Here is a 26051-nt window from a genome sequence, read left to right as displayed (position 1 = left end):
TTTTTAAACAATCCCATCTAGCTTTTCTAAGAACTGCTGCATATATGTGACATCTTTGTGTATACCTAAAAAATATATAAGTTTATTTTTTTGCCTGTCAAAAATAGGGCTAATAGTAACATCATCGTAAATAAGTTCGCCCCTTTTTGTATAATCACGAAGATTTACTTCTATAGGCTCTGCCTCTTTAATAGCTTTTCTTACCAGCCTAAGCGCTTTCTGCTTTGTATCCCCATTATTTAAAAACCTGCAGTTTTTACCCACTACCTCTTCATAAGCATACCCAAAAAGTTCAGAAAATGCCTTATTTACATAAACTATTGGATTGTCAAACTCATTTGGATTTGTGATAACAATGGCATTTTTTGATTGCTCCACTATATCAAATAGATGTTCTTTAAATTTTAAATCTTGAGCAACTTGCTTATTTTTAAGAATATAATAACCGCCATATATATTTTCAAGTGTTATACATGGAGCTGATTTTCTAAGTCCTGTAATAAAATTTCGTACACTTTTTTCATTAAACTCTCTATCTGCAGAGTCATGTATCTCATTAAATATATCAAAATTTCTAACTGCTTTATTTATATTATTTATTAAAAATTTCAATAATCTTTTCTGTGATATAGATAATTTCACACTTTTATTATCTATTATCAAAGACTCTGTTTCAATATTCCAAAAACAATTATCACTTAACCATATCAAATTATTACTCTTTTGTTAAATATTTTCGCTTCTTCTTATACTATATCAAGTTTTATTAAAATAATTTATAAAATCATCGATAGGCAGAGGGTTTGAGTGGTAAAAACCTTGCGAATAATCACATCCGATATCTCTTAATTTTAGATATTGTTCTTTTGTTTCTATTCCCTCTGCCTGCACTTTAAGATTGAAAAGTTTTGCTGTATTTATTATAGATTTTGTAATATTTAAGTCATTTTTATCTTTAATCATATTTTTTATAAATGATTTATCTATTTTTAATTTATCTACTTCGAATAGTTTTAGATGGTTTAGACTTGAATACTCTACTCCAAAATCATCTAAAACTATTTTGAACCCCATCAGATGAAGCTTTTTTATAATATCTTTTGCAACAGAAATATTTTGCATAACCTGACTCTCTACTATTTTCAACTCTATTTGAGATCTATCTATATTATATTTTTTTGATGTATCTTCTAAATCTGAACAAAAACTCGGATTAAAAAATTGTTCTTTTGATATATTTATAGATATGGTTAACTTTTTATCCAAAATATTTTTATTAAGTATTTTTAAATCTTCTAAAACTTTTGAGAAAACCATACAGCCAAACTCTTTTTCCATATCTCCTGATAAGACAAGCTCTAAAAAATCTTTCGGTTCTAATATACCCTTTTTGGTGTTATACCACCTTACCAAAGCTTCGGCACCAACTACAGAGTTATTATGAAAGTCCACAACAGGCTGATAATGCATAACAAACTCTTTTTCTTTTAATGCTCTTTTTATATCTGCTTGCATTAAAAGCCTTGTTGCCGCTCTATTTGACATCAACTTTCTATAAATTTTAAAACCATCCCGCTTCTCTTTTTTCACCTCATACATTGCAATATCAGCATTTTTTAAAAGATCATCGCTTGTTGCCGCATGCTGGGGATATATTGCTATGCCAATTGAGAGCGATACATTAAAAATATTTGTATCAATTTCTAAAGGTTGTTTAATTTTCTCTTGTAATTTAAACGCCAGCTGCTTTGCATTTTTTATATTTTTTATATTTTTTGCTATTATGACAAACTCATCACCGCCAATTCTAGCAACTATATCATCTTTTCTAATACTATTTACAAGTCTTTTTGCTATGGTTACAAGCATTTTGTCACCAATATTGTGACCATAAGTATCATTGACTTTTTTAAAATTATCTACATCTATAAAAAAGAGTGCCGTTTTAGAGCCATTTTGTAGAGATTCATCAAGAGTGTGATTAAGTTTTTTTTTAAAAAAAGATCTATTTGGAAGAGCAGTTAAAGAATCATAATTTGCATGATAGTAAATTTTTCTATCTGCTTCTTTTAAAGTTGTAATATTGAAAGATATGTGAACAATATATTTTGCATTTGCATAAAAAAATATAGATTCAAACCAAGCTGAATTTCTCTCCATTTCAATGCTAAATTTTTTGGATACAGATAATTTTTCTTTAAGATACTCAAGTGTTATGTTACATGGTTTAATCTTATCAAAATTTAGATTTTTTTTATCAGATATATCAATATTTTGAGCTTCTATATAACTTATATTTGCGTAAAAAAAATCCCCGTTATTATTATAAACAACTATTCTTGAAGGATGCATATCTACAATATCTTTAAAAATATTATTTAAATTCAAAACTACCCCACTGTATTAAAAATCTAAACTATTTCATTAAATTTAAGCAATAATATCCAAAAAGTGTCCAGCAACTTGCTAAAACAATAAAAAATTTGATTACTCATTATAAACAAAGTTTAATAATGCGTTAAATAAAAAAAGTGAGATACAGAAAATTGTTCTGCATCTCAAAAATTTATATTACATTACTATAATATGAGGAACGATAAATGGATATTTTTTCATTTTTCTATAGATATGTTTTCTTACAACTTGACGAAGGTCATTTTCAAGCGCTCTAGTGTTTTCAACGAGACCCTCTTTAATGTTTGCAAGAAAGTGTTCTAAAATATCTTCTATCTCTTTAGCAAAAAACTTATCCTGCTTGTCTGCGACAATTCCAAATGAAGTTACAACCGGCTTAGAGAGCATTGTTGAGTGCTGCCCATCAATTTGAGCAACAATCATAACGATACCGTCCGATGCAAGTTTTTGACGATCTATAACAATATCATCCTCTATTTTATGGTTATTTTGATTGTCAATATATGTTTTACCAGTTCTTACGGTTTTTACTTTTCTCATATATTTAGGAGCAATTTCAACGGTATCCCCATCATTCATGATGTAGATATTGCGTTCAGGAACACCACACATGACAGCAGTCTCTTTATGTCTCATAACATGGTTATATTCACCATGAACCGGCAAAAAGAACTTGGGATTTACCAAACGAAGCATCAACTTTTGCTCCTCTATTGAAGCATGCCCTGAAACATGGATATCTTTATCATTGTTGATTTTAGCACCAGCACGCTGCAAATGATTTAACATTCCAGAGATAGACCCTTCATTTCCTGGAATAGCACGAGATGAAAGAACAATTAAATCAGTCGGTTTAATTTTTACATGTCTATGCTCCCCAATTGACATTCTAAAGAGTGCTGAGCTTGGTTCACCCTGAGAACCTGTAGTCACTATAAGAATTTCTTTATCATTCATATGTGAGATCTGCTCTGGTTCAACAAAAATATTTTTAGGCAATTTAATATAGTCATACTGCATAGCCACTTCAATATTTCTCTCCATTGAACGGCCAATCACACAAACTTTACGCCCATATTTTACACCATACTGTATCGCTTGATAAACACGGTGAATATTTGAACTAAAAGTTGATAAAATAACTCTTCCCTCAGCTTTAGAAAACACTCTATCTAATGCCGGTGCAACATTTAGTTCAGATAATGTCGGATTTGTATTGTAAGAGTTAGTAGAATCACTTAAAAGACAAAGAACACCTCTCTCTCCATAATATGCAAGTCTATGCAAATCTGCGGTATATCCATCTATTGGTGTATGATCAATTTTAAAATCGCCTGTATGAATAATTGTTCCTGAGGCTGTTGTTATTGCCAATGATGATGAATCTATAATTGAGTGCGTCATATGCATCCACTCTATTTCAAAATCTTCACCTATTTTATATATTTTTCTTTTTTCAATAGGGTTAAAGTACTGTTTAAAATCTTTAATATGATGCTCATCAAACTTGTTGCCTATCATAGCCAGCGGAAGAGGCGAAGCATATATAGGAAATTGCATCTCTTTGTATAAATATGGCATTGCACCGATATGATCTTCGTGTGCATGTGTAATTATTACTGCTTTTATTTTATTTCTTATTTCGCGAATATATGAAAAATCAGGTACTAAAATATCAACACCATGCATATCTTCATCCGGAAAACTCATTCCAACATCAACTAGTATTGCTTCATTTTGAGTTTCAAATACTGTAATGTTTCCACCAATTTCGCCAAGTCCTCCAAGAGGAGTGATACGAATTTTATCTTTTGAATTTAGGTCTAATTTATAATGTGGATTAAGCCTTTGCTTATGGGCTTCTTGATTTATTTCAACAAATTTTTTCAAATCTTCGTTTACGGGAGTACTCTGACGACGACGCCCTCTTGATGTATTTTTATTTTTACTGCCACTTTGACTATTTGGCGACTTTGAACTGACGGGTTTTTTATTGTGTTTACGATTTTCTTGAGAAATATTTTTAATATTTTCCTGTTTCTCTTGTTCCATCCAAACTCCTTGTTAATTTATAGAGTTGGTGATAGTCTAGAGTAGAAACTTGGTGAGGTCGAATTGTTTGTGATAATTCAAGCTTCTCAAAAGCTTCTTGAAGCATAATTTTTTCATACATTTGCGATAAATTTTTCATTAAAGTTTTACGAGGTTGCGTAAACGCAACTCTTAGCATATCCTCAAAATCTTTATTGCACCTATCACTTCTTTTTTGTATTAAAAAAACTGCAGAATCAATTTTTGGCGGAGGGTTAAATGCGGATGGCGGAACTTTCACAACAATATGTGTATCTCCAACACTTTGAGTTATAATACTCAAGGCGCCAAACACCTTATCACCTTCTTTTGCACAAAATTTTTCTGCTACTTCAAGCTGTACCATTACAAGTATATTTTTGCATTTTGGATCTGCGAGGGCTTTTAAAATTATATTAGTCGCTATATAATATGGCAAATTTGCCACCAAATCATACGGCTCATCTATAAGCTCACTCTTCCAAGCAGTCAGTACATCCCCACAATGAATGTGGAGCTGTTTGGTCGCGATCTCTTTTTCAAACTTTTTTTGTAACAGTTTACACAAATCGGTATCGACCTCAAAAGCATCTACACTTTTGACATCTACTAAAAATTTAGTTAAATCACCTAAGCCAGGTCCAATCTCTACGATTTTATTATCGTTGTTGGGCATCGCTTCGACGATTTTTTGTAAAACAGTCTCGTCTTTTAAGAAATTCTGTCCAAATTTCTTCTTAGCTATAATATTTTCCATTAACTGGCATCATATAGTAATTTTGCTTATGATTGATTAATATCAATAAAAAAAAGAGTCTTTATTTTAAAAATGTAGATATTTACTACAATATTTTGCCAATATCTTCAAAATCTATCCATAAATTTTATGTTTCATGTGAAACATTGAAAAACATCAAAACTAACTATAAGCCATAAAGAGTATAATTTCACTATATTATATTAGGGTTTTAAAAACCCACAAGGTACTGTTTTGAACTATTTTGCAAAAAGAATTATTCCATGTCTTGATGTTAAAGATGGACGCGTTGTCAAAGGTGTTAATTTCGTCGGACTTAAAGATGCAGGTGATCCTGTTGAAGTTGCAAAGAGATATAACGAAGAGGGTGCAGATGAAATCACATTTTTAGATATTACTGCATCAAGTGACAACCGCGATACTATCGTAGATATAGTAGCTCAAGTTGCGCGTGAAATTTTTATTCCTCTTACTGTAGGTGGCGGCATTCGCAAACTTGAAGATATATATAAACTTTTAAATGTGGGATGCGATAAAGTAAGCGTAAATTCAGCAGCAATCAAAAGACCCCAACTTATAAACGAAGGCGCAAAAAGATTCGGTTCTCAGTGCATTGTAACTGCAATAGATGTTAAAAAAACAGGTGAAAAATATAATGTTTATTTAAACGGAGGTCGTGTAGATACGGGGATTGATGCAGTTGAATGGGCAAAAGAAGCAGTTGATCGAGGAAGCGGTGAGATACTTTTAACCTCAATGGATGCAGACGGAACAAAAGCAGGTTTTGAACTAAACATAACCGAGCAAATAAGCCATGCAGTTAATGTCCCAGTTATAGCAAGCGGCGGAGCTGGAACAATGGAACATATAAAAGAGGCGTTTTTGCACGGTGCAGATGCTGCACTGGCTGCGAGCATTTTTCACTATAGAGAGATTGACATAATGGATCTAAAACACTATCTTCATGACAATAATATACCGGTAAGACTGTAGAGATAAACATATGATTATTTGTGCAGGAAACAATGAAACTTTTGATTTTGCAACTCCAATAGGAGTAGGGCTGATTGAATCTGCCATAAATCTCACAAGACTATGCCTTTTTGACAGACCTGAATTTTTACTCTTTGTAGGGAGTGCAGGAAGTTACGGCGAGCATAAAATATTTGATATCATTGAATCTAAAACAGCTTCAAATATAGAGCTTGGCTTTTTAACAAATGATGCATATTCTCCTTTAGACAATGTAATATCTACTAACATAAACCAAACAAAAATAGATGTTATAGTAAACTCATCCAACTATATCTCAACAAACAAAGAGCTAACAAAAAAGTTTCTAAACCTCGGTATTGGGATAGAAAATATGGAATTTTTTGCTGTTTTAAAAGTAGCGCAGGAGTTTGATATTCCTGCCGGTGGAGTCTTTTGTGTAACAAACTATACTAACAAAAATGCTCATGAAGATTTTTTAAAAAATCATAAAAAAGCAAAAGAAATTCTTGCTTTGCATACAAAAAAAAGAGTTAAGGAACTTACTTCAAAATGAAATTATCACTACTTGATTTTACACTAAAAGAGCTGCAAGAGATTGTAAAACCCTCATTTAGAGCAAAACAGATTTACGGCTGGCTCTATCATAACTATGCGCAAAATTTTGACGATATGAAAAATATACCAAAAGCACTCAAGGATGAGCTTTCGGAAAAATATGTTGTAAATCCTCTTAAAATTGTAAAAAAAGAGATCTCAAGTGACGGCACAATCAAGTACCTTTTTGAACTCCAAGACGGCAAGACCGTAGAAGCAGTATGGCTAAAGATGAAAGAAATGGTTACAGACGAAACTGGAGAAGTCATACAAGAAGCGAAATATACCATCTGCGTATCCACACAAGTCGGCTGCAAAGTCGGTTGTGCTTTTTGTTTAACTGCAAAAGGCGGTTTTACAAGAGATCTCACTGCAGGAGAGATTGTGGGGCAGGTTGTTGCTTTAAAGCGGGATAATAAGCATAAACACAACAGAATGATAAATATAGTCTATATGGGAATGGGTGAACCTCTGGATAATTTAGAAAATCTGGCAAAAGCTATTGAGATTTTTAAAGAAGAGGATGGATTATGCATATCCGGTAAAAGACAAACAGTCTCTACAAGCGGAATTAGCAACAAAATAGATAAACTCGGAGAGATGGATTTAGGTGTTCATGTAGCCATATCACTTCATGCAGTTGATGATAAACTTAGAACTGAACTTATTCCTATGAATAAAGCTCACAATATATCTTCTATTATTGAGGCAGTTAAACGCTTCCCAATCGACACCAGAAAAAGAGTTATGTTTGAGTATCTGGTTATTAAAAACAAAAACGATGATATAGCTTCCGCAAAAAAACTTGTAAAGCTACTCTCAGGCATAAAAGCAAAAGTAAATCTTATCTACTTCAATCCTTATCCGGGAACCGAATATGAGAGACCTGCTAAGAGTGATATCATAGCTTTTCAAGAGTATTTGGTAAATCATGGACTTTTATGTACTATTCGTGACTCTAAAGGCATGGATATAAGTGCTGCGTGCGGACAGCTAAAAGAACAAGATAAATTTAGCAAGGCTGAAGAGAGAGACCACCTGAGTGAAAAAATAGATGGCGATTTAAAATGAGCTATATAGAAATATTTCAAATTATATTTTTAGTAATTGTTTTTGCAGTAGCTATAATAGGTTTTTTAAAAGCTGCTACAAAACCTTGATTTCTTAAACACAACCTATAATAATCATCAAATATAAAAAATGTTATTATAATAGTTCATATTTTAAAAAATGGAGATTATTATGGCTTATAAAAAGACAAATAGCGACAGAATTAAAAGAATTTATCAACTTTGTGAAGATCATTTTGGTGGTGTTCGCTTTGTTGGTGTGAAATTTCATAAAAAAATAGGCTGGATTGCAAAAGTACAGTTTGATGATGGGTTTGAAAGTCTTACTGCTGACGGTGAAACAAGCGTCGAAGCTCTTCGTAAATTAAAAAATCGTGTTAAAAAAATAATTAAAAGATACAATGCAGTTTAAATATATTAGCAATATAATATAAATTCATATAGAAAACGACCAACACACCAGGGAGGTCGTTTACAAATATAATAATACCTTACTTTTCTTATATATAAATAATTCACAAAAATTTCAGTTATTTTCTTAAAAAAAAATTTAGTATAAAAAAAGAGCACTTTTTTCAAAAAAATGTGTACTATTCACACATTGTGTTAAAATGTGAATAGTACTTCATAGATAGAATTATTTATTCAAAAATAAATAATTTTTAAATAAAAATTTATATAAAAATAAACTGAAAAAATCAATGCTTTAATATTGCTTAAAACCCCATAAAATAGGCTTTTAAGCAATATTTTATTTTTCATAATAATAAAAATTAAATTTTTATTAAAACCTATTTTTTTTATTCACATAAAATATATATGTCGTATAAGATTTTAATAACAAATATATATTTTATAATCAAAATGTTTCACATGAAACAAAATATAAAATTTATGTTTTTATATTAAATCAATAAACTTTTTTGTACTTCTTTAAGAAAATCAACGCTGCTTTTAATATTATAATTTTTATCATATAATTTAAAATTTAATTCACTAGCATGCAAAAGCAATCTTGAAGCGCCACTATTTTTTATTCTCTCTTCTCTGCTTAACTCTTTATCTAAAAATTTGATTATGTTTTCTTCACTTTGACCATATATAGGATCACCGACTATTGGATGTTTCATGTGAAACAAATGAACTCTTATTTGATGTTGTCTTCCTGTAAGAGGAGAACACTCTACCAGTGTCATTTTTAGCTCAGGAAAATATTTTAAAACTTTTATATCTGTTTTTGATTTTTTTCCATCTTTATGAACTTTTACAACCATTCTAACTATACTGCTTTCATCCTCTTTTCTAAGAAGAGGTGCTTCAATTGAAATATTACTATTTAACTTCCCATGTACCATGGCCAAATACTTTTTATTCATATTTCTTTCTTGAAACATTATTTTAAGGTCTCGTTCACTTTTCTTATTCTTTGAACACAAAACCAAACCGCTTGTTTCTTGATCTATTCTATGAATAATATTCGCGTTCATTCCATATTGATATTTTAGTTCATCAATAAGAGAATATTGTGTATTTCTGTTTTGAGGATGGATAAGAACTCCGCTTGGTTTGTCAAAAACAACAAACTCTTCATACTCTATATGCGGTTTTAAATTTCTAGTAGCAGGCTCAAAATGTATAAATTCAACTTCACCCTCAATCTCTTTTGAAGATATATTCATAACTTCTCCATTAATTAACAGGCGACCTTTGGCGATAAAACGCTGAGCCTCTTTTTGTGCATAACCAAGCTCTTTTATAAGAAATATAAAAGCTCTCTGCTTTTCCTTTACAAACAATTTTTTTAAAACAAATGGCAAATTTTAATTCCTATTTAATCAACTATTTACACTATTTTCTGTAGAATAAAAGACTTAATTTTAACATAAAATTCAACATAATTTATACAAAGGTAACATACCATGGTAGAGAGATACGCAAGAGAAGAGATGAGTTCCAAATGGACAATGCAGGCAAAATATCAAGCTTGGCTGGATGTAGAAAAAGCGGTTGTAAAAGCTTGGAGCAGATTAGGACTTATTCCTGAAGATGATGCTAAGAAGATTATTGAGAATGCAGGATTTGATATAAAAAGAATCGATGAAATAGAAGCAGTAACCCGTCATGACCTTATAGCGTTTACGACTAGCGTATCAGAAACTCTAGGCGAAGAGAGCAGATGGTTTCACTACGGCATGACAAGTTCAGATACGGTTGACACAGCCGTAGCACTTCAGATGAAAAGCTCTCTGGAATTAATTATAGAAGATGTAAAGATGATTATGGAGTCCATCAAAAAAAGAGCAATGGAACATAAAATGACTCTTATGGTTGGACGCAGCCACGGCATACATGGAGAGCCTATAACATTCGGTCTTGTGTTAGCTGTTTGGTATGACGAAATGGCAAGACATTTAGAAAATTTGGAACAAACACTTGATGTTATAAGTGTAGGGCAGGTTAGCGGGGCAATGGGTAACTTTGCACATGCACCTTTAGAGCTTGAAGAGTATACATGTGAAGAACTGGGACTAAAACCAGCACCTGCATCTAACCAAGTAATTCAGAGAGACAGATACGCAAGACTTGCTACTGCGTTAGCTCTTATGGCGAGTTCTATAGAAAAGTTTGCCGTACAAGTTCGTCACTGGCAGAGAACTGAAGTTTACGAGTGTGAAGAGTATTTTGCGAAGGGTCAAAAAGGCTCATCTGCAATGCCGCACAAACGCAACCCGATACTAACAGAAAACATAACAGGTCTTGCTAGAATGATCAGAGCCTATGCTACACCTGCTATGGAGAATGTGGCACTCTGGCACGAGAGAGATATCAGCCACTCATCAACCGAGAGATTCTGGCTTCCCGACTCATTTATAACAAGCGACTTTATGCTGCACCGCATGAACAATGTAATCGCTAACCTAACAGTATATCCTGAGAACATGATGAGAAATCTCAATCTTACAGGCGGACTTGTTTTTTCTCAAAGAGTTCTTTTAGAACTTCCTCTAAAGGGTGTTAGCCGTGAGGATGCTTATCGCATAGTTCAAAGAAATGCGATGAAAGTCTGGGAAGAGATACAGCAAGGCAAACCTACTACAAATGAAAAGGGGGAATCTCTCTATCTTAACCATCTCTTGGCTGATGAAGAACTGAGAGCAAGTTTGAGTGAAGAGGCAATTCGCGAATGCTTTAATTTTGATTACTATACTAAAAATGTAGATAAAATATTCAAGAGAGTTTTCAACAAATAAATGACATAATTGTGCTAATATTCATTACTAAAATCAAAAGTCATTAAGCACTTATTTGTGCTTAATGCAAGAGCAGGAAATTATATGATAACAATTATAAAAAGAAACGGCAGAACCGAACCGTTGGATATTACAAAAATACAAAAGTATACATCCGCTGCGGTAAAAGAGCTAGATAATGTCTCCCAAAGCGAACTTGAAGTCGACGCACAGATTCAATTCCGTGACGGTATAACATCAAAAGAGATACAGCAGACACTTATTAAAACAGCGGTCGACAAGATAGACATAGATGCTCCCAACTGGACCTTTGTTGCCTCAAGACTCTTTTTGTTTAACCTCTACCATCAAGTAAACGGATTTACTGGTTACTCATCTTTAAAGGAGTATTTCCAAAGAGGCGAAAAAGAGGGGAAAATTCTTCTTGGTTTAAAAGAGATGTACAATCTTGATGAGTTAGAAAAACATATAAAACCCGAACGCGACATGCAGTTTAACTATCTTGGTGTTAAAACACTTTATGACAGATATCTCATAAAAGATAGAAATTCAGACCCTATAGAGTTACCGCAGCACATGTTTATGGCTATTGCTATGTTTTTGGCGCAAAGAGAAGAGAATAAAGAAGAGTGGGCTATAAAATTTTACGACATGATTTCTAAATTTGAAGTCATGCTTGCAACACCTACTCTAAGCAATGCAAGAACACCAAGGCATCAGCTTAGCTCATGCTACATCGGTTCGACTCCCGACAATATAGAAGGAATCTTTGACTCTTACAAAGAGATGGCGCTTCTTTCAAAATTCGGCGGAGGAATCGGCTGGGATTGGACAAATGTCCGTTCAATGGGTTCTTATATCGACGGGCATAAAAATGCAGCCGGCGGAACCATACCGTTTCTAAAAATCACAAATGATATAGCTGTTGCCGTTGATCAGCTGGGAACCAGAAAAGGTGCTATCGCTGTTTATATGGAGCCATGGCATATAGATATAAACGACTTTTTGGATTTGAAGAAAAACTCGGGCGAAGAGCGTCGCCGTGCGCATGATCTTTTCCCCGCACTTTGGATAAACGATCTCTTTATGCGCAGAGTTCAAGAAGACGATATCTGGACACTCTTTGATCCTTACGATTGCAAAGAACTCACCACGCTTCATGGCGAAGAGTTTGAGAAAAAATATGAAGAGTTTGAAAAAGATGAGAACATCATGAAAGAGAAGGTAAAAGCAAAAAATCTTTGGAAAAAAATACTAACATCCTATTTTGAGAGCGGCAGCCCGTTTTTATGTTTTAAAGATAATGCTAACAAAGCAAATCCTAACAGCCATTCCGGCGTTATCAGAAGTTCTAACCTTTGTACGGAGATTTTTCAAAACACAAACCCTAACCACTACAAGATAAAATTTATTTTTGAAAATGGCGAGAGCGTTAGTTATGAAGAGGAAGAAATCATCAAAGTTGACAGCGGCTTAGAGAAGCCTGCCAAAAAAGTAACAGCACTGGACGCTATTGGCGGACGCGAAATATATATGGTAGAAAAAGAGAAGATAAACGGCGACACTGCGGTATGTAATCTCGCTTCTCTCAATCTCTCGCGTGTAAATACAAAAGAAGATATTGACAGAATCGTTCCCGTCGCAATTCGCGCATTAGATAATGTAATAGACCTTAACTTCTATCCGTTAGAAAAAGTAAAACGCACTAACATGAAGACGCGCGCAATCGGTCTTGGTGTTATGGGCGAAGCACAGATGTTGGCACAAAAAGCTATAACATGGGGAAGCCAAGAGCACTTTGACAAAATAGACGAGATTATGGAAGCCGTTAGTTTTAATGCTATCTCTTCCTCTAGCGATATTGCACTTGAAAAAGGCTCTTATCCGGAATATAAAGGTTCTAAATGGAGCCAAGGCATTATGCCGATGGATCATGCAAATGCAGAAGTTAAAAAGCTTGTTGACCGCGGCGGACTTTTTGCTTCAGCTTACGAATGGGATGAACTCCGCGTTAAAGTCAAAAAACAAGGTATGAGAAACGGTTATCTTATGGCGATAGCGCCTACGAGTTCTATATCTATTTTAACAGGAACGACACAGGCGATTGAACCTGTATTTAAACGAAAATGGTATGAAGAGAATCTATCGGGGCTTATTCCCGTTGTTGTTCCCGAACTCTCTCCCGATACTTGGGCGTACTATACTCCTGCGTATGATTTGAACCAAACGGTTCTTATCAAAGCAGCGGCAATCCGTCAAAAATGGTTAGATCAAGGTCAAAGTCTTAACATATTTATAACGCTTGACAAAGCAAGCGGCAAATACCTAAACGAAATCTACATGTTGGCTTGGAAGTTAGGACTTAAATCTACCTACTATCTTCGTTCACAATCTCCTGAGATGGCAAGCGATGTTGAAGACAGAAGCATGGAGTGTGTCGGTTGTCAATAAAGAGTATTTAATGAAGCCTTTGCTAAAAAAAGATATAGATGCATTTTTAAAGCGATTTGACAACTTTATAGATGCAGAGTTAAGATTCATAGAAATTGTCTCTGCTACTGCCGTTAAAATTACTCTAGCAGCACAAGACAACGCTAGAGGATTTGACTGGATAACACTTACTTTAGAATTTAACGGTATTAGCGATGCGCTGCTGCTTGAAAATTCAAAGCTCTTACATGTAGACATAAGCGAAGGTATAACTCTGCTTTGTGAAAACAACTTGTTTGCTTTTGGTATCGGCAGCTATAACAATCTTCACAATATAACAGACTCTTTATGTTATATAAAAGCCGACTCACTCAAATATTCGCAAGGCGAGTTTTAGTTCATTAGCATTTCATAAACCATTTAGTTATAAAATTTTGTTAACTACAAAAAAACTAAAAGGAATGAAAAAATGAAAAAGCTCTTTATTCTGTTTACTCTGGCTCTCTCTCTTGTTTATGCAAAAGATAGTGTAGAGTTTAAATACGCACCTAAAAATCTTGAGAGAAACTTCCCAAGCGCACAAAACCAGATACTCTCCTATAACAACATTCTAGAAAATGTTAGAACAAGCATCGTAAATATCTCTATAAAAAAAGAGATAAAAGGAAATCTTTATAGTGCAAACCCTTTCTTTAACGACCCGTTTTTTAGAGAGTTTTTTAAAGGATACGGAGATATTCCTCAAGAAAGAATACAAAAATCACTAGGCTCGGGTGTTATCATCTCAAAAGATGGTTATATAATTACAAATAACCATGTTATAGACGATGCAGATGAAATTATCGTCAATTTGGCAGGAGATAAAAAAGAGTATGAAGCTAAACTCATCGGCAAAGATGAAAAGAGTGATTTGGCTGTTATTAAGATTGAGGCAAAAAATCTAAATGCAGTAACATTTTACGACTCGGACAAAGTAAAAGTCGGAGACATCGTCTTTGCTCTTGGAAATCCCTTTGGAGTAGGTGAGACAATCACACAGGGAATAGTCTCGGCAACAGGCAGAAGCGGTGTAGGAATCGTAGAGTATGAAGATTTTATCCAAACTGACGCTTCTATAAATCCGGGAAATTCGGGCGGCGCACTAATTAACTCCGCCGGACATCTCATAGGAATAAACTCGGCTATTATCTCAAAATCAGGCGGAAATGTCGGCATCGGGTTTGCAATCCCCTCAAACATGGTAACCTCGATAGCGACAAGTTTGATAGACAGCGGTAAATTTACTCGCGCCTATCTTGGGGTTACTATTTCCGATGTTAGCAAAGATATGAGCAGTTTTTATGATGATAATTACGGTGCGCTTATTACAGGCGTAGAAGAGAACTCGCCTGCCCAAAAAGCCGGACTAAAAAGAGGCGACTTAATCATCTCCGTAAATGGCAAAAAAATTGAGAGTGCAAGTGAACTTAAAAATACTATAGGCTCTTACGCTCCAAATAGAGTAGTAAATATAAAATTTTTAAGAGATAAAAAGATAGATATTGTGAATGTAACTCTTGCTAGCTTAGATAATAAAGTTATTGCAGGTGAGTTTGAATATAAAGGTATGAAACTCTCTGAAATAACTCCTATATATAAACAACAACTGGGTCTCTCAATTGAAGGTGTACTTGTTCAAGAGGTGGATCAAAACAGCGAATCATTTGATTCTGGAATTAGAAAAGATGATATCATTATTCAGATAGAAAATGAAGAGATAAAAAATTTGAATGAATTTAAAAAAGCTACCGCAACAAAAAGTAAAAAAAGATTTTTTATCTATAGAAGAGGCGGTATTTTTGCCACTGTTTTATAACAACTAAGGAGTTAGCATGAGAGTAGTTTGCCCTGTTTGTAAAAGCGTAAACAATGTTCCACAGAGGGAATCTTATAAAAAAGCCAATTGCGGAAAATGTAAAAGTTCACTTCTTGATACAAAACCTATCGAGCTAACAAACGCTGACTTTGATGAAGTAGTAGTAAATAGCGATATTTTGGTTGTTGTAGATTTTTGGGCGCCATGGTGCGGTCCATGTAAAATGATGGCGCCAAATTTTGAAAAAAGTGCAGCAAATTTTCCGCTCAAAGCACTTTATGTAAAAGTAAACACCGAGAATGAACAAAATCTAGGTGCAAGATTTGGCATAAGAAGCATCCCTACAATCATAGTCTTTAAAGATGCAAAAGAAGTTCACAGAGTTTCAGGCGCTTTAGACGAAGCAACACTAAACAAAATGGTTACTCAATTTATATAACAAAACGATTTTAAAATAAACTCGGAATAACAAAAATATTCCCGAGTTTTAAACTATTTAATATATGAACAGCAATAATCTGTTACTGTTTTTACTCTTAAATCAAATGATGAATTAGCAGGAACATTAAAACTTTCTGGAGTGTTGAGCGTCTTCCAATCTTCACTCGGAAGTTTTATATCAAGTTCTCCACTCATCATCTCCATAATTTCTGCCTCTTTTGTTCCAAAAGTATACTCACCTGGCAACATAATTCCAAGTGATTTTACACTTCCGTCTGCAAATTCAACAGTTCTGCTTGTAACTTTTCCATCATGGTAAATATTTGCCTCTTTTTTTATACTTACATTTTCAAATTTTGACATTTTTATTCCTTTATTTTATAATTTACAATTTTATCTAAAATTATTCCCAATCCAATAATCTCTGCTGACCCTCCAGCTGTCTTATATGTGTTACATCTTGAGAAACTTCTATAACACCTTTATAATTACCCTCATCATCTCTTATGGCAAAATAACGAATATGAATAAATTTGCCTTTAAATGTTATCCAAAACTCGGCTTCGTCTCTGCGACCTGCTTTAAACTCCCGCAAAATCATTAAAACCTGATCTACAGACTTCGGAGGATGACAAAACTTTACTTCGCGGCCGATAATTCCTGCACTTCTTGGAAATACTCTCTCATCTCCGCGGTTATAGAAGATAACAATGTCATTTTCATCGACATAAGTGATATCAACAGGCATAAACTTCAAAAGCCAGTTAATCTGCTCAGGCAGCATATAGCCCTCTTCTAGATTGATTCTATTCTCAAGCGAGAATGGCAGTTTTCTCTTCTGTTTATCTTGAGATGGATGTATATATTCACCCTCTACATGCGCAGGGTAAGCGGCAGGCGGCGTATCGAACATCCAGCCTATCTCCTCATCGCCTGAGCGCATCTCTTTCCAATCATCCTCATCAAGCATACTTAACGCATTTGGAAGAAGCCTTCCCTCTTCAACCTGCATAATATGCTCTAAATTTCCAAAAACTACCTGTAACTGCTGAATTAAAGCTGGCATATTTTTCTCTTCAAGTAGAGCTCTTGCAATTTTTATCTCTGCTCTTATATCATCATGAAAAGCCCACATGTTTTGTGAGGGACTCGTCCAGCCATACTTTTCAAGATATGGAAAAAGTTGGTTCTCTTTTCTTGCAAAGTGCTTCTCAACAAGGCAAAGTTTTTTAAATTTCTTTTCAAACTCTTCAAAATTTTCTACTATATCTATACTATTTATACTTGAAATAAGTCCTCTCATTAAAATATTTTCTTCTAAATAGACTCTTACCGGATGCCCTTCAGGCAGATTTGCAAATGAATTCATTATTTTCCTTAACGATTTTATAACAAAATTATACTGTTTAAAAAAAATAATTTTTTGATTTATAACAATATAAAATTACTTCAGCTTAAGCCTTACTCTTTGTGAATGCGTTATAGCAACGGCAATAGCATCTGTTATATCTAACGGTTTTATCTCTTTTTTTATATTTAAAAGCCTCTTTGCCATAAATGCTACCTGCTCTTTTGTTGCTTTTCCGTTTCCTGTTAATGCTTTTTTTACTTGAAGTGCAGTGTATTCATTAAACTGTCCAAACTGCTGAAGAAGCATAAGCATAATTGATCCGCGAAACTGTGCTAATTTGATTGTTGTTTTTGGATTATGTGCATAAAATATATCTTCTAATGCCACTTCATCTATTTTGTGATTTTTAAATATATTTTCAAAAGCTTCTACCATCTGAGGTATCTGAAACTGCAACTCTTCAGCTTTTATCTTTATAAGTCCTGCTTCTATTAATCCTATTTTGTCTTTTTCTAAAGAGATAAGAGCATAACCCATTTTTCTTGTTCCAGGATCTATTCCTAAAATTGTCATCTCTGTCCTATTTTTTATTATAATTTATATTATAGTGCAACTATTTTAATTTATTCACCTATTCACAAATTTACTATTCACATAATTTTAACTATATTTATGGAAATAATCGTTATTATTCACATACAAATAATTAAATAGGATTTTATGTGAATATAGGCCAAAAAATTTTACTTTTGCTTAAAGAAGAGATACCTGAAATAGAATACAACAGATATATTAAAAATCTTATTTATGATACAAAAAAATCAACAAATGATATTGCTCTGTTTTATGCCCCTAACTCTTTAGTTTTAAACTGGATAAAAAGCAAATATAGCACAAAAATTAAACATCTTTTTGAGGTATATAATTCTTCTAAAGTAAATGTGAAAATTTTGCTCAAAAATCAAATTGAAAATAAAAAAGCAGAAACAGAAATAAAAAAAGAACAAAAACAGCAACACTCTTTACTTAATCCATCTCATACATTTGATAATTTTATGGTTGGAGGCTCTAATCAATTTGCATATGCTGCAGTAAAAAGTGTAAGTGAAAAACCAGGTATATTATATAACCCTCTTTTTATTCACGGTGGTGTAGGTTTAGGTAAAACTCACTTAATGCAAGCAGCAGGTAATGTTTTTAAAAATCAGGGAAAAATTGTTATATATACTACGGTTGAGCAGTTTTTAAATGATTTTATACGACATGTAAGAAATAAAACAATGGAGAGATTTCAAGAAAAATATCGTAAATGCGATGTTCTTTTAATTGATGATATTCAATTTTTAAGCAATAAAGAGGGTATTCAAGAGGAATTTTTTCATACTTTTGAAGCACTAAAAGGTGTAGGCAAGCAGATTATTTTAACAGCTGATAAACATCCTAAAAAAATAGCCGGATTAGAAAAAAGGCTTCAAAGTCGTTTTGAACATGGTCTTGTTGCAGATATTCAACCGCCTGAACTAGAAACTAAAATAGCTATTATTGAAAATAAGTGTAAAATAAATAAAGTTGTTCTTACAAAAGATATTATTAATTATATAGCAACTGTAATTGAGAGTAATGTTCGTGAAATTGAGGGCATTTTATCAAAATTACATGCCTATTCACAACTTATGCATGTAGATATTGATCTTCAATTTACAAAAAATGTTTTAAAAGATCAACTGCAAGAAAATCGTGCTAATCTCACTCTTGATATAATTACACAAAATGTAGCAAAAGATTTAAATATTAAACCAAGTGAAATCCGTTCAAAAGGTAGAAGTAAAAACTTAGTTTATGCTAGAAGAATTGCTATATACCTCTGTCGTGAACTCACACAAAATACAATGCCACAACTTGCTCAATACTTTGGAATGAAAGACCATACAGCTATTAGTCATACTCTAAAAAAAATAAATGAACTAATTCAAAATGATGAAGATTTTAAAATAAAAATAGAAGAATTAACAAATAAAATTACATCTTCTTCTTAAAAAAAGATATAATTACTTAAGTGAATATATGTGAAAGAGATCGTATAGGTTCATCACATCTATACATCTCTTAAAATGGGAGTTAAAGAGTGATATTCACATTATCACTCCCTCCTACTACTAATACTATAATTTTATATAATAAATAGGAATTTAAATGAAGATAACAGTACAAAAATCTATCATTGAAAATATTTTGATTCATACACAACCATTTTTGGAAAAAAAAGATACTTCACAAATAACATCACATGTGTTATTAGACGCTTCTAACTCAAAATTAACTGTTAAAGCAACAGATTATGAAATAGGTTTGCTTGTATCTACTCCAAATATAAATATAATAGAAAATGGAAGTGTTACTGCTAATGGTAAAAAACTACTAGATATCATTAGAATTTTAAAAGATGGAGATATTAATTTAGAAGTTAAAAATGATATACTCTATATCTCTCAATCACACTCTAATTTTAAACTACCTACTTTTGCATACAATGAATTTCCAACATTTCCTCTTTATGAAGAAAAACCACGAATTTCAATTGATTCACACTCTCTTATAGAATCTTTAAAAAAAATAACTCCAGCAATTGATACTAATAATCCTAAATTTGAATTAAATGGAGCATTAATCGATATAAAAGAAAACAATATTAATTTTGCTTCTACTGATACAAGAAGATTAGCAGTAGTTACTATAGAAAATCAAAATAATAATCAATTATCTATAATTATTCCAAAAAAAGCAATCATAGAAATACAAAAACTCTTCTTTGATAATATTGAGCTATATTATGATGATACAAATTTAATTATTAATTCTGACCAATATACTTTTTTTACAAAACTTATAAATGGAAAATTTCCCGAATATTCTAGAATTATTCCAAAAGAAACAGCACACAATTTAACTCTTCCAAAAGCTGTTATGATAGAAGCAATTAAACAAATTACAACTATTTCATCTGATGTTAAAATTACTTTTTTAAATAATTCTATTATTTTTGAATCACTAAGTGATGACAATATAGAAGCAAAAACTGAAATTGATTATAAAACAGGTTTTTCATCTTCTTTCACAATTGCTATAAACAGTAGATATCTTTTAGATTTTTTAAATAGTATAAATAGTTCAGAATTTGATATTGGACTAAATGAGAGTAATTTACCTTTTATTTTAAATGAAAATAATTTTAAAACAGTTGTAATGCCAATAGTTATATAAATAAATTATTAATCATAAAAAATAATATAAAATCTTTTATATACTGCCTATAAAACTTACTTTTAGAATAAATTAGATAGAATGTTTTCAATTATGTCAAAAGTTATAGTGGAGAATTAAATGGAACAAAATACAGTTTCTTTAGAAAATTACGGCGCTAGTAATATTAAAGTCCTAAAGGGATTAGAAGCAGTTCGTAAGCGACCGGGTATGTATATTGGTGATACCGGTCACAGAGGTTTGCATCATTTAGTTTATGAAGTTATTGACAACTCTATTGATGAGGCGATGGCTGGTCACTGTGATACTATTAATGTAACTCTTACAAAAAATGGGACATGTATAGTTTCTGATAATGGTCGTGGTATTCCAACAGATATGCATCCTACCGAGGGAATGAGTGCTGCAACTGTTGTTTTAACAGTTCTTCATGCCGGTGGTAAATTTGATAAAGATACTTATAAAGTTTCAGGTGGTCTTCATGGTGTAGGTGTATCTGTAGTAAATGCTTTATCTTCTGAATTAAAGATGACCATTTACAGAAATGGAGAAATTCATGAACAAGATTTTAAAAAAGGTATTCCTCAAGAACCTTTAAAAATTATTGGTAAAACTCGTAAAACAGGTACTACTATAGAGTTTGCTCCGGATCCTGGCATATTTACGGAAACAGTAACATTTGAATATGAATATTTAGCTAGAAGATTTAAAGAACTTGCATATCTTAATCCATTTATTACAATTAATTTTAAAGATGATAGAAAAAATATTTCAGAAACTTATCATTTTGAAGGCGGTATTGCTCAATATGTAACTGATTTAAATAAAAAACAAGAAGTTGCAAAAGTTTTTGAATTTAGCTCAAAAATAGAAGATATAGAGTTTGATATAGCTCTTATGTATAATGACTCTTATGAAGAAAAAATTTACTCTTTTGTAAATAATATTCGTACTCCAAACGGTGGAACACATGAAGCCGGATTTCGTGCTGCTCTTACGCGTGCTATATCAAACTATAATACACAAAATGGTGCTGCAAAAGAGAAAGATATAAAAATTAGCGGTGAAGATACCGGTGAGGGACTTATTGCTATTGTTTCAGCTCGTGTTCCCGAGCCTCAATTTGAGGGACAAACAAAAGGTAAACTTGGAAATACTTATGTAAGGCCGTTAGTTCAAAAACAAACTTATGAGTTATTGAGTAAATTTTTTGAAGAAAATCCGATTGAAGCTAAAGCTATTGTTGCAAAATCTTTAATGGCAGCACGCGGTCGAGAAGCTGCTAAAAAAGCAAGAGAATTAACACGAAGAAAAGATTCTATGAGTGTTGGAACGCTTCCAGGAAAACTTGCAGATTGTCAAAGTAAAGATGCTTCTATCTGTGAACTTTACTTAGTGGAGGGTGATTCTGCGGGTGGTTCTGCAAAAATGGGTAGAGATAGAGTATTTCAAGCAATTTTACCGCTTAAGGGTAAAATTTTAAATGTTGAAAAATCAAGACTGGATAAAATTCTTAAATCTGATGAAATAAAAAATATGATTACTGCAATGGGTTGTGGTGTCGGTGATGAATATAATGAAGATAAACTTCGTTATCATAAAATTATTATAATGACAGATGCAGATGTTGATGGTTCACATATTCAAACTTTGTTGCTTACATTTTTCTTTCGTTACTTTAGAGATATTATTGAAAAAGGTTATCTTTATTTAGCACAACCGCCACTTTATCGCTATAAAAAAGGTAAAAAAGAGATCTATTTTAAAGATGATCGTGCTATGAATGATTTTCTTATTGATAATGGCATAGAATCTTTAGAAATAGAGGGTTTTGGGCATAATGACTTAGTATCATATTTTAGAATGGTAGATCATTATAGAAGTTCTTTAGAAGCTTTAGAAAGAAGATATGCTTTAATAGGTTTAATTCGTCATTTTATTGAAAATCCAGATTTAATTGGATTAGATATTAAAGAAATGTATAAAAAAATTGAACATTTTTTAAATGAAATAGGAAATAATATTCTTACTAAAAATATTACTGAGGATTCAATTCATATTTATGTTCAAACAAAAGGTGGAATGGAAGAATTGCTTATAAATGATGAGTTATTTGGTACTCCTCATTTTGCTGAAGCAAGTTATATATATGAAAAAATACAAGAGTGGAATATAGATTTTGAAGATGATGTTCTTAATGTATTAAATAACATTATAGAAAATGCTAAAAAAGGTGCATATATTCAGCGTTATAAAGGTCTTGGTGAAATGAATCCGGAACAACTTTGGGAAACTACAATGACTCCTGAAAATAGAGTTTTATTACAAGTAAATATAGAAGATGCTGAACTTGCAGGTGATGCATTTACACTTTTTATGGGTGATGAAGTTGAACCTCGCCGTAATTATATTCAAACACATGCTAAAGATGTTAAACATTTAGATGTCTAACATCTAAATGCGATAAATTTTATATGCTTCTTCCTGAAATAAAAGAGAGAGAGTATCGTTTTAAACTTGCACTTAGAATGGTGCTTCCTGTTTTTGCTCTCGTTTTTGCTCTTATTTTTCATACATTTATTACAAGCAGTGAAACTTTAAATAACTCTTTTTATATTGAATCAATTTTAGTTTTAGTATTTAGTATTTATTTTATTTTCTACCTTATTTATAAAGGTTTTGATACGAAAATAACTGACAATGTATCAAAAGCTTTTACAAGAGAGTATTTAAATATATATTTAAAAGAAGAGATAAAAAATTCTAAAGAGTATACGCTTTTACTTTTAAGTCTTGATAATCTTTATGAAATTAATAAACGATATGGATTAAATAACGGTGATAAAGTACTTTTTGAAACAGTAAAATGGATAGGTGAATATTTAAAATCCAAAAATATAGTAAATTTTCCTATAGGACACATAAATAGTGGTAACTTCATTATAGGTCTTCATGGAGATAAAAATAGATATAAAACAATTTTAGAATTAATATGTTTAAAAAGTGAAGAATTTAAAGTAAATGATATAGAAATTCAGATATCTGGTGCTATTAATGATATAACTTTTTCAAAAAATATTGATTATTTAATTGAAAATCTTCTTGAACTACAGAGTAGAAATATAGATTATAAAACAGTTACAAACAGAGATGATGATATAAATCCAAATGAGTTAGAATCTGATATAATCAGTGCTATAGAGAGAAAAGATTTAGTAATTTTTACACAAGAAGTTTTTGAAAAAGATTTTATTATATTTAAAGAGTGTTTTATTAAATTAAGAACAGAAAATAAAAAGCTAATTCATCAAAAAAATTATCTAAAAATTTTAGATAAGTTGCGATTGATGAGAGAATATGATTTGATTGCTTTAGAAAAAATAGTAGATATATGTAAAAAATCAAAAAATGAAAAATTTGCACTCACTGTCTCTGCTACTTCAATAAGAAATAATCATTTTTTGACAAAAATAAAAGAAATTTTTCATAAAAATAAGTGTCTAAATGATAGAATATTACTTATTTTTAGTGAGAGTGAATATTATCCGTTTATAGATAAATTTAATACTATTTTGCAAGAGTTAAAAGATTTAGGAATTATTATAGTTATTGATAGATTTGGCTCTTTACATACAAGTTTTTTATATTTAAGAGATCTAAATATTGATATAGTTAGATTTGACTCTTTTTATAGTAAAAAAATTGATGAAAAAAATTATAAAAATATTTTAAAAGGTTTTCATATTATGGCCCATGAAAAAGGGGTAAAAACCTGGATTAAAATGATAGAAAACAAGGCGCTTTATGCTTTAGCAGAAGAGCTTGAGATTGATTATCTGCAAGGCAGATATTTAGCACTCTTACAAGAGAATTAAAATAAGGAGCTTATATGAAATACGGTGAAAAAATTATTCAAGAGTTTGATGTAGAAAAAGATTTAGAGATTTGGCCAAATGAACATAAGAGAAATTATCTTATTAAAATGACACTTCCTGAATTTTCATGTCTATGTCCTAGAAGTGGTTATCCAGATTTTGCAACTATATATCTTGAGTATACGCCTGATGAGTGGGTTGTTGAATTAAAAGCAATAAAACTCTATATAAATTCATTTAGAGATAGACATATCTCCCATGAAAATAGTGCAAATGAGATATATGAAGTTTTAGAAAGAAAACTTAAACCAAAATATATGAAGATAGTGGCTGATTATAATCCAAGAGGGAATGTTCACACTCTTATTGAGATTGACAGCTCAAAGCTTTAATTTTTTTTAGAAAACTTTAAATAGTTTTTTAACCACTTTTTAGCATCTATATAGTTATTAAATTTACCATTCATTTGTGCTTCATAAGCAAGATGTAAAATTTCTGAAAAAAGAGGTGATGGTTTAAGACCAAGTTCTAAAATATCTTTTCCCATTAGGATAGGAGGAAGTTTGTTATTTAATATATTTAACTTCTTAGCTCTTTTATAAATTTCTTCGCCTGCTTTGTATATTTTTGAATTGTTATAAGAAAAATATATTGAGCTGCTTAAAATAAGAAGTTCATTTATATTTACTTCAGTAGCGAGTTTATAAAGCATATAATTATTTATACCATCTTCGTAAATGGTGTCTATCTTCTTATGTTTATTGATTAATGTAGTAACTCTATTTAATATTTTTTTTTCATTAGTTAATTTAAATATAAAATTTTCTGCCTCTGTTTGTGTGAAGTTATAACAGAGTCCTGATAACATTAAAATCAAGTTTGTTTGTTTGTTTGTTGTCATCTGTTTTGCTATTTCATCAATAACAGATAAATTATTTGTATAAATATCACTCCCTAACTCTTTTAAAAGTTTAAAACCAATAGATGGTTTTTTTGAAAATAAAAGAAGTTTTTTTATCTCTTCAAATATTCTCTCTTTTGGCAGTTCATCAAGCATTTTTTCAGAAACCATTTTTTTACATCTATTGTATAAATTTTTATCTATTTGAAGATTAAATCTTGTAAAAAATTGAACTGCTCTTAAAACTCTTAAAGGATCTTCACTAAAGCTATTTAAATCTACAGCTTTTAATATTTTGTTTTTTAAATCATTTATTCCATTAAAAGGATCTAATATTTTTTTTTCTATAACATCAAAACCAATTGAGTTAATTGTAAAATCTCTTCTTGATGTTGCCGTTTTAAAATCAATATTTGATTCTATTTTTATATCAAATCCACGATGTCCTGGTTTAATTTTATTGTCTTTTCTTGGAAAAGAGAAGTCTAAATCATAATCTTGGTAATATAATTTGCAAACTCCAAAACTTTTACCGACAATATTAATATTTCCGAATTCTTTTAATATATTTTCTAATTCATTAAAAGATGAAATTCCATATATTTCAATATCTATATCTTTTGATTCTATATTTAATAAAAAATCTCTAATATAACCACCTACTATTATAGGTTTAATATTGTAATTATTTAATTTATTGAAAATAGTATTTAATTTTTCCGGATAATGAATCATAATAATCCTAAAATTGAGTATCACTTTAGTTTTAAATATATTATAACAC

Annotated in this window: 23 protein-coding genes; 14 read left to right on the top strand and 9 right to left on the bottom strand. The window is 31.4% G+C overall.

Annotated elements, in window-relative coordinates; all coding sequences use genetic code 11:
* Positions 1-3: 3 nt before the first annotated feature.
* The 4 genes from CVO_RS09620 to rsmA all read right to left on the bottom strand — a co-directional run bounded on the left by CVO_RS09620 (position 4) and on the right by rsmA (position 5242).
* Entirely contained in the window at positions 4-612 is a 609-nt protein-coding gene (locus tag CVO_RS09620; protein WP_159571999.1) for a PAS domain S-box protein, read from the bottom strand.
* A gap of 144 nt (positions 613-756) precedes the next feature.
* Positions 757-2388, bottom strand: coding sequence for a putative bifunctional diguanylate cyclase/phosphodiesterase (locus CVO_RS09615; RefSeq protein WP_152300219.1), 1632 nt, complete (start codon positions 2386-2388; stop codon positions 757-759).
* Between the two features lie 183 nt (positions 2389-2571).
* The gene (locus tag CVO_RS09610) at positions 2572-4467 is read right to left on the bottom strand and encodes a ribonuclease J (protein WP_152300220.1); all 1896 of its coding nucleotides are present in this window, start codon (positions 4465-4467) and stop codon (positions 2572-2574) included.
* A complete protein-coding gene (gene rsmA, locus CVO_RS09605) occupies positions 4439-5242 on the bottom strand; it encodes a 16S rRNA (adenine(1518)-N(6)/adenine(1519)-N(6))-dimethyltransferase RsmA (RefSeq protein ID WP_152300221.1) in 804 nt (267 codons plus the stop codon). The genes CVO_RS09610 and rsmA overlap by 29 nt, the downstream gene beginning before the upstream one ends.
* Positions 5243-5476: 234 nt before the next feature.
* Here rsmA and hisF point away from each other — a divergent pair, with 234 nt between their 5' ends.
* The 4 genes from hisF (at position 5477) to CVO_RS09585 (ending at position 8314) form a co-directional block, all read left to right on the top strand.
* The gene (hisF, locus tag CVO_RS09600; protein WP_152300222.1) at positions 5477-6235 is read left to right on the top strand and encodes an imidazole glycerol phosphate synthase subunit HisF; all 759 of its coding nucleotides are present in this window, start codon (positions 5477-5479) and stop codon (positions 6233-6235) included.
* Positions 6236-6245: 10 nt separating this feature from the next.
* Positions 6246-6791, top strand: coding sequence for a phosphorylase family protein (locus CVO_RS09595; RefSeq protein ID WP_152300223.1), 546 nt, complete (start codon positions 6246-6248; stop codon positions 6789-6791).
* Positions 6788-7903 carry a dual-specificity RNA methyltransferase RlmN gene (rlmN, locus tag CVO_RS09590; protein WP_159571996.1) on the top strand — a complete coding sequence of 372 codons (1116 nt, stop codon included), beginning with the start codon at positions 6788-6790 and terminating at the stop codon, positions 7901-7903. Before CVO_RS09595 ends, rlmN begins: the two co-directional genes overlap by 4 nt.
* A 171-nt stretch (positions 7904-8074) precedes the next feature.
* Positions 8075-8314 carry a hypothetical protein gene (locus CVO_RS09585; RefSeq protein WP_152300225.1) on the top strand — a complete coding sequence of 80 codons (240 nt, stop codon included), beginning with the start codon at positions 8075-8077 and terminating at the stop codon, positions 8312-8314.
* Between the two features lie 493 nt (positions 8315-8807).
* On the opposite strand, the gene CVO_RS09580 is transcribed toward CVO_RS09585, so the two are convergent.
* Positions 8808-9719 (bottom strand): RluA family pseudouridine synthase, encoded by a 912-nt coding sequence (locus CVO_RS09580; RefSeq protein WP_159571993.1) that lies wholly within the window; start codon positions 9717-9719, stop codon positions 8808-8810.
* Between the two features lie 102 nt (positions 9720-9821).
* Between CVO_RS09580 and purB the strand changes: the two genes are divergently transcribed.
* From purB to trxC, 5 genes are all read left to right on the top strand, one after another.
* Positions 9822-11153: an adenylosuccinate lyase gene (gene purB, locus CVO_RS09575; RefSeq protein WP_159571990.1), complete on the top strand. Its 1332-nt coding sequence runs from the start codon at positions 9822-9824 to the stop codon at positions 11151-11153.
* Positions 11154-11240: 87 nt separating this feature from the next.
* On the top strand, positions 11241-13604 hold the full coding sequence (locus CVO_RS09570; RefSeq protein ID WP_241691027.1) for a ribonucleoside-diphosphate reductase subunit alpha: 2364 nt from the start codon (positions 11241-11243) through the stop codon (positions 13602-13604).
* Complete coding sequence (locus CVO_RS09565; protein ID WP_241690972.1) at positions 13564-13980, top strand: hypothetical protein; 417 nt, start codon at positions 13564-13566, stop codon at positions 13978-13980. Before CVO_RS09570 ends, CVO_RS09565 begins: the two co-directional genes overlap by 41 nt.
* A 72-nt stretch (positions 13981-14052) precedes the next feature.
* The gene (locus CVO_RS09560) at positions 14053-15438 is read left to right on the top strand and encodes a Do family serine endopeptidase (RefSeq protein ID WP_159571984.1); all 1386 of its coding nucleotides are present in this window, start codon (positions 14053-14055) and stop codon (positions 15436-15438) included.
* Between the two features lie 16 nt (positions 15439-15454).
* Entirely contained in the window at positions 15455-15877 is a 423-nt protein-coding gene (trxC, locus tag CVO_RS09555) for a thioredoxin TrxC (RefSeq protein WP_152300230.1), read from the top strand.
* A 53-nt stretch (positions 15878-15930) separates the two neighbouring features.
* Here trxC and ppnP read toward each other — a convergent pair whose 3' ends face one another.
* The 3 genes from ppnP to ruvC form a co-directional block, all read right to left on the bottom strand.
* Positions 15931-16242, bottom strand: a complete 312-nt coding sequence (gene ppnP / locus CVO_RS09550) for a pyrimidine/purine nucleoside phosphorylase (RefSeq protein ID WP_159571981.1) — start codon at positions 16240-16242, stop codon at positions 15931-15933.
* Positions 16243-16282: 40 nt separating this feature from the next.
* Positions 16283-17248: a DUF438 domain-containing protein gene (locus CVO_RS09545; protein WP_159571978.1), complete on the bottom strand. Its 966-nt coding sequence runs from the start codon at positions 17246-17248 to the stop codon at positions 16283-16285.
* 75 nt (positions 17249-17323) lie between these two features.
* Entirely contained in the window at positions 17324-17803 is a 480-nt protein-coding gene (gene ruvC / locus CVO_RS09540) for a crossover junction endodeoxyribonuclease RuvC (RefSeq protein ID WP_159571975.1), read from the bottom strand.
* 149 nt (positions 17804-17952) lie between these two features.
* Here ruvC and dnaA point away from each other — a divergent pair, with 149 nt between their 5' ends.
* From dnaA to queF, 5 genes are all read left to right on the top strand, one after another.
* Positions 17953-19266, top strand: coding sequence for a chromosomal replication initiator protein DnaA (dnaA, locus tag CVO_RS09535; protein WP_152298463.1), 1314 nt, complete (start codon positions 17953-17955; stop codon positions 19264-19266).
* Between the two features lie 157 nt (positions 19267-19423).
* On the top strand, positions 19424-20491 hold the full coding sequence (gene dnaN, locus CVO_RS09530; RefSeq protein ID WP_159571972.1) for a DNA polymerase III subunit beta: 1068 nt from the start codon (positions 19424-19426) through the stop codon (positions 20489-20491).
* A gap of 120 nt (positions 20492-20611) precedes the next feature.
* Positions 20612-22942, top strand: coding sequence for a DNA topoisomerase (ATP-hydrolyzing) subunit B (gyrB, locus tag CVO_RS09525; RefSeq protein WP_159571969.1), 2331 nt, complete (start codon positions 20612-20614; stop codon positions 22940-22942).
* A 23-nt stretch (positions 22943-22965) separates the two neighbouring features.
* Positions 22966-24366 (top strand): EAL domain-containing protein, encoded by a 1401-nt coding sequence (locus CVO_RS09520; protein ID WP_241690971.1) that lies wholly within the window; start codon positions 22966-22968, stop codon positions 24364-24366.
* Between the two features lie 14 nt (positions 24367-24380).
* The gene (gene queF, locus CVO_RS09515; RefSeq protein ID WP_152298466.1) at positions 24381-24758 is read left to right on the top strand and encodes a preQ(1) synthase; all 378 of its coding nucleotides are present in this window, start codon (positions 24381-24383) and stop codon (positions 24756-24758) included.
* On the opposite strand, the gene CVO_RS09510 is transcribed toward queF, so the two are convergent.
* Positions 24755-26002: a CCA tRNA nucleotidyltransferase gene (locus tag CVO_RS09510; RefSeq protein ID WP_159571966.1), complete on the bottom strand. Its 1248-nt coding sequence runs from the start codon at positions 26000-26002 to the stop codon at positions 24755-24757. The two genes, queF and CVO_RS09510, sit on opposite strands and share 4 nt — an antisense overlap.
* Positions 26003-26051 lie beyond the last annotated feature (49 nt).

It is taken from the genome of Sulfurimonas sp. CVO, from assembly GCF_009883775.1.
GTDB classification, from domain to species: domain Bacteria; phylum Campylobacterota; class Campylobacteria; order Campylobacterales; family Sulfurimonadaceae; genus Sulfurimonas; species Sulfurimonas xiamenensis.
Note: the sequence above shows the minus strand (reverse complement) of the source record. Positions and strands in the feature narration are given on the sequence as shown.